General features: G+C 69.0%; 14 protein-coding genes. 11 read left to right on the forward strand and 3 right to left on the reverse strand.

Annotation, left to right across the window (positions count from 1 at the left end; translation table 11 throughout):
* From VFR64_16850 to VFR64_16900, 11 genes are all read left to right on the forward strand, one after another.
* Positions 1-413 (forward strand): ATP-binding protein (locus VFR64_16850; GenBank protein ID HET9491409.1); only part of this gene is annotated, 413 nt, incomplete at its 5' end.
* A complete protein-coding gene (locus tag VFR64_16855; GenBank protein HET9491410.1) occupies positions 410-1,771 on the forward strand; it encodes a sigma-54 dependent transcriptional regulator in 1,362 nt (453 codons plus the stop codon). The genes VFR64_16850 and VFR64_16855, both read left to right, overlap by 4 nt.
* Positions 1,768-2,490 (forward strand): serine protease, encoded by a 723-nt coding sequence (locus VFR64_16860; GenBank protein ID HET9491411.1) that lies wholly within the window; start codon positions 1,768-1,770, stop codon positions 2,488-2,490. Before VFR64_16855 ends, VFR64_16860 begins: the two co-directional genes overlap by 4 nt.
* Positions 2,491-2,651: 161 nt before the next feature.
* Positions 2,652-2,906 carry a DUF1344 domain-containing protein gene (locus VFR64_16865; protein HET9491412.1) on the forward strand — a complete coding sequence of 85 codons (255 nt, stop codon included), beginning with the start codon at positions 2,652-2,654 and terminating at the stop codon, positions 2,904-2,906.
* A gap of 123 nt (positions 2,907-3,029) precedes the next feature.
* The gene (locus VFR64_16870; GenBank protein ID HET9491413.1) at positions 3,030-4,004 is read left to right on the forward strand and encodes a 2-hydroxyacid dehydrogenase; all 975 of its coding nucleotides are present in this window, start codon (positions 3,030-3,032) and stop codon (positions 4,002-4,004) included.
* Entirely contained in the window at positions 4,001-4,960 is a 960-nt protein-coding gene (locus VFR64_16875) for a D-2-hydroxyacid dehydrogenase (GenBank protein ID HET9491414.1), read from the forward strand. Before VFR64_16870 ends, VFR64_16875 begins: the two co-directional genes overlap by 4 nt.
* A 98-nt stretch (positions 4,961-5,058) precedes the next feature.
* Complete coding sequence (locus tag VFR64_16880; GenBank protein ID HET9491415.1) at positions 5,059-5,964, forward strand: sugar ABC transporter permease; 906 nt, start codon at positions 5,059-5,061, stop codon at positions 5,962-5,964.
* Positions 5,961-6,845, forward strand: coding sequence for a carbohydrate ABC transporter permease (locus VFR64_16885; GenBank protein ID HET9491416.1), 885 nt, complete (start codon positions 5,961-5,963; stop codon positions 6,843-6,845). Before VFR64_16880 ends, VFR64_16885 begins: the two co-directional genes overlap by 4 nt.
* Positions 6,846-6,861: 16 nt before the next feature.
* A complete protein-coding gene (locus VFR64_16890) occupies positions 6,862-8,328 on the forward strand; it encodes an extracellular solute-binding protein (GenBank protein HET9491417.1) in 1,467 nt (488 codons plus the stop codon).
* 47 nt (positions 8,329-8,375) lie between these two features.
* Complete coding sequence (locus VFR64_16895; GenBank protein HET9491418.1) at positions 8,376-9,440, forward strand: enolase C-terminal domain-like protein; 1,065 nt, start codon at positions 8,376-8,378, stop codon at positions 9,438-9,440.
* Between the two features lie 70 nt (positions 9,441-9,510).
* The gene (locus VFR64_16900) at positions 9,511-10,182 is read left to right on the forward strand and encodes a dienelactone hydrolase family protein (GenBank protein HET9491419.1); all 672 of its coding nucleotides are present in this window, start codon (positions 9,511-9,513) and stop codon (positions 10,180-10,182) included.
* 152 nt (positions 10,183-10,334) lie between these two features.
* Here VFR64_16900 and VFR64_16905 read toward each other — a convergent pair whose 3' ends face one another.
* The 3 genes from VFR64_16905 to VFR64_16915 form a co-directional block, all read right to left on the reverse strand.
* A complete protein-coding gene (locus VFR64_16905) occupies positions 10,335-10,478 on the reverse strand; it encodes a hypothetical protein (protein HET9491420.1) in 144 nt (47 codons plus the stop codon).
* The gene (locus VFR64_16910; GenBank protein HET9491421.1) at positions 10,475-11,089 is read right to left on the reverse strand and encodes a cation transporting ATPase C-terminal domain-containing protein; all 615 of its coding nucleotides are present in this window, start codon (positions 11,087-11,089) and stop codon (positions 10,475-10,477) included. Before VFR64_16910 ends, VFR64_16905 begins: the two co-directional genes overlap by 4 nt.
* A gap of 100 nt (positions 11,090-11,189) precedes the next feature.
* The coding region (locus VFR64_16915) for a nicotinate phosphoribosyltransferase (protein ID HET9491422.1) at positions 11,190-11,709 on the reverse strand (520 nt) is incomplete at its 5' end.

Below are 11,709 nucleotides of genomic sequence, written 5' to 3' on the forward strand. Positions count from 1 at the left end.
TGGTCCGCCCGGGGCTCGGCGCTGCCGGCCTGGGCCTGAGCCTGAGGCCGGGCCTGCCACGCGTGCGCGGGCACGCCAGCCAGCTTCAGCAAGTCGTCTTGAATCTGCTGACCAACGCCATCGACGCCACCCCGGCCGGAGGGCGGATCACGGTGTCCACCGGGAACGGCGCCGACCCTGACCACCTGGAGATCGAGGTCACCGACACCGGAGCCGGCATCCCGGACACGGATCGCAAGCGCATCTTCGAGCCGTTCTTCTCGACGAAGGAGCCCGGGCGCGGCACCGGGCTGGGCCTCTTCATCTCCGCCCAGATCGTCCGGGAGCACCGGGGACGCATCGAGGTCGCCAGCGCCGAGGGACGGGGCAGCAGCTTCCGCGTGCTCCTGCCGACCGAGGCCGCGCCGTCATGATGGCGACGCCTGCCATCCTGGTGGCCGACGACGATCCCGTGGCCCGCGACCTGCTCGTCGAGGTGCTGGCCCGCGAGGGCTACCGCGTGCGAGCCGCCGGCGGCGGCGAGGAGTGCCTGCGTCTGGCCGAGGCGGAGCCATTCGACCTGGCGCTGGTGGACCTGCGCATGCCCGATCTGGACGGCCTCGCCGTCCTGCACCGGCTGTCCAAGCTGAGCGCGCCCCTGCCCGTGCTCATCCTCACCGCGTTCGCCACCATGGACACCGCCGTCGAAGCCATCCGGGCCGGCGCCTACGACTACCTCTCCAAGCCATTCCGGATCGAGGAGATCAAGGCCGCCGTGCGCCGGACGCTGGAGGCCCAACGGCTCGGGCGTGAGAACCGTGAGTACCGGCGCGAGCTGCAGGGGCGCTACCGGCCGGAAAACCTCGTGGGGCAGTCGCCGGAGATGGTGGCGATCTACAAGATGATCGCCCGCGTCGCCGCGCAGGACACGACGGTCCTCATCCAGGGCGAGACGGGAACCGGCAAGGCCCTGGTGGCCCGCGCGATCCACTACGCGAGCGCGCGGGCCGCGCGGCCGTTCGTGGTGGTGGACTGCACGGCCGTGCCCGAAGCCCTGTTCGAATCCGAGCTCTTCGGCCACGAGCGCGGTGCCTTCACGGGGGCGCTGCAGAGTCGCCGCGGCTTGATCGAGACCGCCGACGGCGGCACCTGCTTCCTGGACGAGGTCGGGGAGCTGCCGCTGCCGCTGCAGGCCAAGCTGCTGCGCCTGCTCCAGGACCGTGTCATCCGTCGTGTCGGAGGCAACGAGTCGATCGGCGTCGACGTGCGCATCATCGCGGCGACGAATCGGGACCTGCGCAAGCGGTTCGAGGAGGGCGCCTTCCGGGAAGACCTCTACTACCGGCTCAACGTCGTCGCCATCCGGGTGCCGCCGCTGCGGGAGCGCAAGCAGGACATCCCGCTCCTGGCCCAGCACTTCCTGAACACGTGGGCGGCGGCGGGTCAGCCGGCCAGGCGGCTGGCCCGGGAGACCCTGGCGCGGCTGGCAGACTACGACTGGCCCGGCAACGTCCGCGAGCTCGAGCACGTCATCGAGCGCGCGCTGACGCTGTCGTCGTCCGAGCTCATCCTGCCCGACGACCTGCCGCCCGAGCTGGAGCGGGCCACCCCGGCGCCGCCGACGCTGCCGCCCCGGCGCATGACGCTGGAGGCACTCAAGCACTGGTACGTGCACACGGTGCTGGAGGAGGCCGGGGGCAACAAGGCGCGCGCCGCCGAGCTCCTGGGCATCGACCGGCGCACGCTCTACCGCATCCTCGAGGCCAAGGGCGGAGACGCCTCGCCGCCGTGAGAGGCGCCCTCGTCCTGGGCTCGGTGCTCGCCACGCTGGCCGCCTGCGCCCCGCGGCCGCCCGCCGCCAACCCCGGCGACGTCCTGCAGCAAATCCTGCCCTCCACCGTGCAGCTCCGGGCCGAGGCCGCCGGCGGCGCGCGGCGGATGGGCTCCGGCGTGGTCGTGGCCGCCGACGCCGGCCGAGCGCGCTCCTGGATCGTCACCACGCGCCACATCATGCGCGGGAGCGGCGAGCAGCAGGTCTCCGTGGCCGTGCCCGGCCGCCGGGGCCGGGTCAAGGGGCAGGTCGTGGCGCTCAACGAGACGAGCGATCTGGCCCTCGTGATGATCGCCGGACTGGCGCTGCCCCCGGTGACCCTGAAGGACACCGTTCGCCTGGGCGACGAGGTCCGCGTGGTGGGCTTTCCCTGGGGCCGCCGGCTGACCGTGGTCAGCGGCATCGTCAGCCAGATCGCCGGCGCGGACGGGGAGACGGCCACCACCGGGGCCGCGCGCATGATCGACGCGTCGGTCAGCTACGGCGCCAGCGGCGGTGGCGTTTTCGACGCGCCGACGGGGGCGCTGGTCGGGATCGTCGAGGGCTACCGGACGGCCCGGATCACGCTGCAGACCGTGCCGGAGAAGACCGTCGATGTCCCGGTCCCGGGCGAGACGACCGTGATCCCCGCCGCGACGATCCGCAGCTTTCTCGTCGGCGCGGGACTCAGCCCTCCCTAGCAAGAACGCCACGCCTCCCGCATTCTCGCCACACTCGGATCCTGCGCGTCGGCCGGGCCGCTGGGGAAACCCTTCGTGATTGCGGGTTGTTCCGCCCCGACCAGGGCTGGCATACGCGTTGCTCTCACCACCTGTGTTCGACACCACCAGGAGGGATCCGAATGAAGAAGGCAGTGGGAATCGCGCTGGCGCTGATGCTCGTGGTCTCCGTAGGCGGCGCTTGGGCCGACGACATCGAGGGCAAGATCCAGTCGGTCGACGCCTCCGACCGGGTCATCGTGCTCGAGGACGGCACTCGCCTCTGGGTCGCCGAAGGCCAGGCGATGGACGATCTCAAGGAGGGCGCCAAGGTCAAGGCGTCCTACGAGGAGCGCGACGGCAAGAAGGTGCTGACCGGCATCGAAGTCTCCGACTGACGCACGGCGGGACGGCGTGCGGGTCGAGCCCGCCCGCCGTCCCTGCCCCCATCCCGAGCCGGCTTGTCCCCGCGGGCGCCATCGACTATAAAGGTCGGCATTCGCCGCTCACGAGGAGAGACCGTGGCCACCAAGATCCTGTTCTCGCCCCCGATGCCCAAGACCATCATGGACCTCGCTCGCACCATGCTCCCCGAGGGCTACGAGCTACACGTGGCCGACCGCGCCTCGCCGGAGCACCAGCGGTTGCTTCCCGATACCGAGTACTGGATGGGCTTCGCCCGCGCCGGCATCGACGAGGCGTTCTTCCGGGCGGCGCCCAAACTGCGGCTGGTCCAGCTGATCAGCGCGGGCTACGACCGCATCGACGTGGCGGCGGCCCGGAAGGCCGGGGTGCCGGTGGCCAACAACGGCGGCTCCAACGCCATCGGCGTGGCCGAGCACACCCTGATGTTGATGCTGGCCACGCTCAAGCGCGGCGTGTGGCTGCACGGCAACGTGGTCGCCGGCAAGTGGCGGGTCGGCGGCTTCGACGAGCATCGCCTCTACGAGCTGGCCGGCAAGACCGTGGGCATCATCGGCCTCGGCACCATCGGCAAGAAGGTTGCCCGGCGGGTCCGCGCCTTCGACGCCGACGTCATCTACTACGACATCGTGCGGCTCACCGAGGACCAGGAAGACGCTCTCGGCGTCCGCTTCGTGCTGTTCGAGGAGCTGCTGGGCGCCGCCGACGTGGTGACCCTGCACGTGCCGCTCAACGAGAGCACGCACCGCTTCATGGGGGCGCGGCAGTTCGCGGCGATGAAGCCGGGCGCCGTCCTCATCAACACCTGCCGGGGACCCGTCGTCGACGAGGCGGCGCTCCACCAGGCGCTGACCACCGGGCAGATCGCCGCCGCCGGGCTGGACGTCCTGATCGACGAGCCGCCCGCGAAAGACCATCCACTCTTCACCCTGGACAACGTGATCATCACGCCCCACATGGCGGGACCCACCTGGGAGAACTGGGCCCGGGCCTTCCGCAACTCCTACGACAACATCCAGCGCGTGGCTGCCGGCCGGGCGCCCCTGTGGATCGTCCCGGAGCTCAGGACATGAAGATTCTCTACACGCCACTGATGATCGTGCCCGCCCTCGACCAGGCCGACCGCGCCCGCATCCTGGAATCGGCAGGGCCGGGCAGCCGGCTCGTGGAGAGCCGCGACCCGGCCCAGCAGAAGACGGAGATCGCCGACACCGACGTGCTCTTCGGCCGGGTGAGCCCGGAGGTGCTGAGCCAGGCCCGGCGCCTGCGCTACTACCAGTCGATCGGCGCCGGGGTCGACTCGATCCTCACGCCCGAACTGGTCGAGAGCGACATCATCCTGGCCAGCGAGAAGGGCGGGGTCGGCATCCACCTGGCCGAGCACGCCATGGCCCTGCTCCTGGCCCTCACCCGCGGCCTGCACACGGCGCTGCGCCAGCCGGACTACGGGCTGCGCGAGGCCATCCGCCGGCAGCAGTGGGAGCTGTCGGAGCAGACGATGGGCATCGTCGGCTTCGGGGGCACCGGGCGCGAGGTGGCCCGTCGCGCCCTGGGCTTCGGCATGCGGGTCCTGGCCGTGGACATCGAGGACGTCCCGCCCGAGCCCGGCGTGACCCTCTGGCGGAACGACCGCCTGCACGACCTGCTCGCGGAGTCCGACGCCGTCGTCATCTGCCTGCCCCTCACCAAGGCCACCCATCATCTCTTCACCCGGGACCTGTTCCGCCGCATGCGACGGCACGCCCTGCTCATCAACGTGACCCGCGGGGCCATCGTGTACGGCGAAGACCTGCTGGCCGCGCTGGAACAGGGGCTGATCGGGGGCGCCGGGCTCGACGTCACCGACCCCGAGCCGCTTCCAGCCGGCCACCCCCTGTGGACGCATCCCCGGGTCATCGTCACTCCGCACACGGCGGGCGGCTCGCCGCGCCGGGCCGGCCGCGTCATCGCCACGTTCTGCGAAAATCTCCGGAGGCTGCGGGCCGGCCAGCCCTTGCTGGCCGTGATCGACAAGCGCAAAGGCTACTGAAGCGCCGCATACCCCTTGACAAGACCTCACCGGACGCGCAGATTCAGCGCACGCCGCGGGGATCGTCTGCCGCCAGAGGCGCCCCGGGGGAGATCTTGATGCGCGTGTCCGCGATCGCCCTGAAGCGCAAGCAGTGGGAGCCGTTCGCCTTCGCCTCCCCGTCTCTGTTCCTCATCGCCCTCGTCATCGTGTTTCCGCTGGTCTACGCCTTTTACTTGTCGCTGCAGAACTTCGACCTGTCGGTGGGACCCGACTACGAGTTCGTCGGGCTCGGCAACTACACGGAGGCGCTCTTCCGGGACGGGCGGTTCTGGGGATCGGTCTGGAACACCGCGGTCATCATCATCCCCTCGCTGGTGCTGGAGCTGCTGCTCGGGCTCGGCATCGCGCTCATGCTCAACCGCGGCATCCGGGCGCGCCCGATCCTCACCGCGCTCCTGGCCATCCCGCCCATGGTGTCGCCGGTCATGGCGGCCATGGCGTGGCGGATGATGTTCGGGGTCAAGTACGGGGCCATCAACAATCTCGGCCTGCAACTCGGTCTCATCGACGTCTACTTCGACTGGTTCTCGACACCTCTGATCTCCGTGATCGCCGTCGTGCTCGTCGAGATCTGGCACAACACGCCCTTCATGATGCTGGTGCTGCTGGCCGGGCTGCAGTCGATACCCCAGGAGCTCTACCAGGCGGCCAAGGCCGATGGCGCCACACCCTGGCAGAGCTTCTGGTACATCACCCTGCCGCTGCTGAAGTTCACGATGGCGGTGGGCGTGATGATCCGCATGATCGATCTCACCAAGCTCTTCGGGCTGATCTTCATCCTGACCTACGGCGGGCCCGGCGGGGCGACCGAGACGGTCGCCTTCAACACCTACCTGGTCGGCTTCAACGACTTCCGGATGAGTTACGCCTCGGCCCTGTCGTACCTCATCGTCATCGGCGTCCTGGTCCTCACGTTCGTCTTCATGTTCATCCAGCGCCGGCGCGAGGCGCGCGCGGCATGAGCGTCATCGCCGCCGAGCGGTCGCGGGTCGCGGCGAGGCACGTCAGCGGCCACCGCGTGCGGGGCTGGCTGGCCCAGGCCCTCACGTATCTGGGGCTGGCCGCCGCGCTGGTGTTCTTCCTCGGGCCCTTCTTCTGGATCGTCACCACGTCGCTCAAGGGCAACGAGGACTTCTTCGCCTTTCCGCCGGTCTGGATCCCGCCCGAGCCCTCGCTCGCTCACTACGAGCGCCTGTTCACGCACTCCAGCGGGCTGCGCTACTTCCTCAACAGCCTGGCCATCTCCACGGTCAGCATGTTCGCGGCGCTGGCAGTGAGCCTGCCCACCGCCTACAGCATCGCCCGCTGGCGTTTCGGCGGCGGGTTCCTCAGCGTGCTGCTGCTCGTCCTCCGCATGCTGCCGGCCATCGCGCTCATCATCCCCATCTACCTCATGTACCGGGCCTTCGGGCTCACCAATTCGTACGTCGGCCTCGTCCTCGTCTACACGGTCGTCTACATTCCCTTCGCGGTCTGGCTGCTGGTCGGCTTCCTGCGTGACTTCCCGGTGGAGATCGAGGAGGCCGCGCTCATCGACGGCTGCTCGCGCGTCAAGGCCCTGGTCCGCGTGGTGATGCCGATCATCGCCCCCGGCATGGCCGTGGTGGCGCTGTTCTCGTTCATCGCCACCTGGAACGAGTTCCTCTTCGCCGTCGTCCTCACCGGTATCGAGACCAAGACCATGATGGTGCTGGTGGCTACGTTCACCAGCGGCGGCACCGACACCTTCTACGGCGAGGCCTCGGCCTCCGTCGTGCTGGGCGTCCTGCCTGCGTTCGCGGTCGCGTTCCTCTTGCAGCGTTACCTCGTGAAGGGCCTCGCGCTCGGCGGCACCAAAGGCTGAGGCTCAGGAGGGTCCCATGAAGCGGCTCGTGCGTCCTCTCGTCGCTGTCGTCCTCGGTGGGCTCGTCGCCCTCGGCGCCTTCGCGGTCCGCGAAGCCCCCGCCCAGGCCAAGCGGCCCTACGAGGGCACCACCATCCGGGCCATCGTCAACGCCGAGTACGTCAAGTACTCGATCAGCCTGGCCGAGAAGGACATCTACGACAAGCTCGGCATCAAGATCGAGACCGAGGTGATCCCGCTCGATCCCTTCGTGGCCAAGACGCTGCTGGAGTTCAACAGCGGCCGGAGCCCCTGGGACCTGGTGATGTTCACGCCCTCGAACATGCCAGACTACGGCCGTCACCTCGAGCCCCTGGAGCCGTGGATCCAGAAGCTCAAGCTCGATTTCGAGCTCGACGACATTCCCGACGTCTACAAGAAGCTGATGCTCCGCCACGCCGGCAAGCTCGTCAGCATTCCGTACGACGGCGACATCCACATCATGTTCTGGAACAAGGTGGCCTTCGAGCGGCCAGACAACAAGAAGAAGTTCAAGGCCAAGTACGGCTACGAGCTGGCCGCGCCCAAGACGTGGAAGCAGTGGGACGACATGGCCCAGTTCTTCCACGGCTGGGGCTGGGACGGCTCCGACAGCAAGCTCTTCGGCGCCGGCGCCTCCTACAAGCCCAGCAGCAGCGGCTACTCGTATCACTGGTGGCGGGCCCGGTTCTTCGCCTACGGCGGAATGTACTTCGACCAGAACATGAAGCCGCTCGTCAACCAGGCCGCCGGCCTGCGCGCGCTCGAAGAGATGGTTCGCACCATCCAGTACTATCCGCCCGGCGTGCTCCTGTTCGAGTCCGAAGAGCCCAAGACCATGCTGATCAAGGGCGAGGTGCCGATGCTCCACTCGTGGACGAGCACCGGCAAGCGGGTCGGCAACCCGGCCGAGTCCAAGATCATCGGCAAGGCGGGCTTCGGCATCGTCCCCGGGGCCGAGATCGACGGCAAGATCATCCACCGGCCGCCGCTCACGCCCGGCCGGGCCATGGCCGTCTCGATCTACTCGAAGAAGAAAGAAGCGACGATGAAGGTGCTGGAGATGCTCACCGATCCCGAGCAGTCGCTCAAGATCGTCATGGACCCCAAGACGATCATGGATCCCTGGCGCGTCTCCCACCTGCGGGCGGAGAAGTTCCGGAAGGCGTTCCCCGGCGCCGACGAGTACCTGACGGCCATCGAGAAGAGCTTCCCGCACGTGGTCCCGGATCCCATCCTGCCCGGAGCCAACGAGTACACGCGGAAGCTCTCGTTCGAGATCACCGAGGCGCTGGCCAAGCGGAAGTCGCCCAGGGAGGCGCTGGACAGCGCCGTCGTCGAGTGGGAGAAGATCACGGACCGCCGCGGCCGCGAGAAGCAGCGCGGGCTCTGGGGCGAGAAGATGCACGAGATGAAGACGGTGGGCATCGAGTACCACCCGGACTGGGCGGCCAAGGCCAAGTAACGCTGAAGATCACCGATCTGGACGTCACGCTGTTTGCGTGGGAGGGGATCCCTCCCACGCAATACGGCCGGCACACCGGGCGCTTCGGGGGCCGGAGCCAGCTCGGCCTCGTCCGGCTGCGCACCGACGGCGGGCCGGAAGGCTACGCCTTCCTGGGCTCGGCCATGCGGGGCGCCGACCTGGACGCGGCCTCGCTGATCCGGTACCTCAAGCCCCTGGTGGTCGGCCAGGACCCGCTCGACCGGGAGCGGCTGTGGCAGGCGCTCTGGCAACGCAACCGCTCGACGACCATCCGCGCGATCGGCGCCGTGGACGTCGCCCTCTGGGATCTTGGCGGCAAGATCGCCGGGCTGCCGATCCACCGCCTGCTCGGCTCGTATCGCGAGACCCTTCCGGCCTACGCCAGCAGCGCGGTGCTCGGCAAGCCCGAGGAGTACGCGGCCGAGGCGGCCCGCTTCAAGGCCCAGGGCTGGACCGCCTACAAGATCCACCCGCCAACCGACCCGGCCGTCGACATCGAGGTCTGCCGGGCCACCCGGCAGGCCGTGGGCGACACCTACACCCTGATGCTGGATTCGACCTGGGCCTACCAGTACCCGGAGGCCCTGCGCGTGGGACAGGCCATCGAGGCGCTCGGGTTCCACTGGTACGAGGACCCGCTGGCCGACGACGACATCCTCGGCTACGTGAAGCTCAAGCAGCACCTGTCGATCCCCATCCTGGCCACGGAGTACTCCCCGGGCGGCTTCACCGCGTACGCGCCCTGGCTCGTGCACCAGGCCACCGACTACCTGCGCGGCGACGTCGCGGTCAAAGGCGGCATCACGGCGCTGATCAAGACCGCACATCTGGCCGAAGCCTTCCACATGAACTTCGAGATCCACCACGGCGGCAACTCGCTCAACAACGTGGCCAACCTCCACGTGGCCCTGGCCATCCGGAACTGCGAGTTCTTCGAGGTGCTCCTGCCCGCGGCCGCCCAGAAGTACGGCCTCGCCGAGGACATCGAGGTGGACGGGCGCGGCCTGGTCCGGGCGCCCGAGGGCCCCGGCCTGGGCGCCCGCATCGACGTCGAGCTCATCGAGCGCCACCGGACCGCAGTACTGAGCTGATCGCTCCCCGCCGAGGTGGCGTGCACCGCCGCCCGGCAATGACGCCACAGCGATGAAAGGAGAATAGACGATGGGTCAGAATGTGACGCTACAGGCCGAAGACGGCCACAAGCTCGGCGGTTATCGGGCCGACCCCTCCGGCCAGCCCCGCGGCGGCCTCGTCATCATCCAGGAGATCTTCGGGGTGAACTCCCACATCCGGAGCGTCTGCGACGGCTATGCCGCCGACGGCTACGTCGCGCTGGCCCCCGCCCTCTTCGACCGCGTGGAGCCCAACATCCAGCTCGGCTACGAGCAGGCAGACATCGTCCGCGGCCGGGAGATTCGGGGCAAGATCGGCTGGGACACGATGATGATCGACGTCCGGGCCGCGGTGCAGGCGCTCCAGAAGGATAAGCTGAAGGTCGGCGTCATCGGCTACTGCATGGGCGGCTCCGTGGCCTGGCTCGCCGCCACTCGCATCGACGGGCTGAGCGCGGCCGTCGGCTACTACGGCGGCGCCATCGCGGATTTCGCCAACGAGCGGCCGCGCTGTCCGGTGCTGCTGCACTTCGGCGAGACCGACACCTCGATCCCCAAGGAGCACTGGGAGAAGATCAAGGCGGCGCATCCGCAGATCCCGATGCACATCTACCCGGCCGGCCACGGCTTCAACTGCGACCAGCGCGCCAGCTACCACGAGCCCAGCGCCCGCCTGGCCCGCCAGCGGACGCTAGATTTTCTCCGTCAACACATCGGGTAGGCGGCTGAGACAGCGCGGGTTGTCACAACTCGCGCGAACGGGAGGTTGGAGGGGGCGGCTTCTGCCCCCTCCAACCTAAGGTCCCGATTCGCTTGTTCGAAGCCAGATTGCTCTGACCGCCCACCTACTTCGCCCGATCGACTCCCAATCACTCAGGCCATGACCGCCCGCATCACGACCTTGCTCAGCTCGCGCAGCCACAGCACCGTACTGCCCACCGCCGCGCACTGCAGCCAGTCGGCCGCGCTCAAGCTCACGGTCGAGAAGGCCTGCTGGAGGAACGAGATGTGGATCACCGCCACCTGCAGCGCGAGTGACAGCAGGACGGCCCCCCCACAGCCCATCCGTTGGAGAAGAGGTCCCGGAACGCGCTGTGCTCGTCGGAGCGGGCGCTGAACACCGTGAAGAGGGAGAAGAACAGCAGCGTGGTGAACGCCATCGTCTGTGCGTACCGCATGGTGCCCGAGCCTTCGATCAGCCCACCGGGCAGGCTGGCGTCCAGGACGAGCAGCGTCGCGACGGCCATGATGACGCCAACGAACACGATGCGCGCCCACATGGGGCCGGTGATGGCGCCCTTTCCCCGGGCCCGCGGCCGCTCGCTCATCACGCCGGCGGCGGCCGGATCCATCCCGAGCGCGAGCGCGGGGGCGCCGTCCGACACGAGGTTGATCCACATGATGTGCGTCGCCAGCAGCGGCAGGACCAGGCCGTCCGATCTCACGGTGTCCGGGCACGCTGAGGTCCGGCTCGACCAGCACCCGCCCGGCCTGGTCGGTGGCGGCATCGAGCTCCATGCCGAGCGCCCGACGTCGAACCCGACGACCTCGCCCAGGAGAGACCGGATGTTGTCCGCCTTGCGCAGGACGTGGCGCAGGGGGGAGGCGATCTCGCCGGGCGAGAGCACGGCCAGCCCGGCGGCGGCAGGGCGGGGGCGGCCTTGGCGATCCGCGCGGGATCCTCGAGGAAGAGCTCGCCCACTTTGCGGGGATCGTAGTAGTCGGGAATCATCGGGTCCTCCGGAGCTTGGTCTGGAGCGCCAGGGTTTCGGGGCTGAACTCGAGGGCGTACTTCGGATCGGCCGGCGCAGAGCCCCAGGCCTCGTAACCCGCGGGCTCCGCCTTGCCCTCCTGGCCGATGATGCCAGTCGGACCGCCGCCCTGCATGCGGCGCCAGAGCACGGGGCGGCCGGGGACGCTCTCCTTGCCGCGGTTGACATCGTCGGCGAACTTCATGGTCGGCCTGCTGCCGGTCTGTGACAGCTTCCAGACGGCGGCGACGCGGTCCCGCGTCAGCGTTCCTGGCGCGGTCGCGGCGATGAGATACCCGCCGTAGCCGTAGAACTGCTCCTCGGGCTTCCAGGCGACCTCCTCGCGCAGCGCCTCGAAGCGCTGGGTGAGCGCGAGGTCCCAGCCGTCCTCGAGGATCATGACGGGGCGGATGCCCTGGCTCTTCGCGAGCTCGACGGCGAAGCGGTACTGCTTCTCCTTGTCGCCCGAGTCGTAGCGGATAGAGTCGCCGCGGCCA

This window comes from Candidatus Methylomirabilota bacterium (genome assembly GCA_035709005.1).
GTDB lineage: Bacteria > Methylomirabilota > Methylomirabilia > Rokubacteriales > CSP1-6 > 40CM-4-69-5.

Coding starts and splice junctions, on each gene's coding strand:
- VFR64_16855 (HET9491410.1), top strand. CDS start 410: ATGATGGCGACGCCTGCCATCCTGGTGGCCGACGACGATCCCGTGGCC.
- VFR64_16865 (HET9491412.1), top strand. CDS start 2,652: ATGAAGAAGGCAGTGGGAATCGCGCTGGCGCTGATGCTCGTGGTCTCC.
- VFR64_16875 (HET9491414.1), top strand. CDS start 4,001: ATGAAGATTCTCTACACGCCACTGATGATCGTGCCCGCCCTCGACCAG.
- VFR64_16880 (HET9491415.1), top strand. CDS start 5,059: ATGCGCGTGTCCGCGATCGCCCTGAAGCGCAAGCAGTGGGAGCCGTTC.
- VFR64_16885 (HET9491416.1), top strand. CDS start 5,961: ATGAGCGTCATCGCCGCCGAGCGGTCGCGGGTCGCGGCGAGGCACGTC.
- VFR64_16890 (HET9491417.1), top strand. CDS start 6,862: ATGAAGCGGCTCGTGCGTCCTCTCGTCGCTGTCGTCCTCGGTGGGCTC.
- VFR64_16900 (HET9491419.1), top strand. CDS start 9,511: ATGGGTCAGAATGTGACGCTACAGGCCGAAGACGGCCACAAGCTCGGC.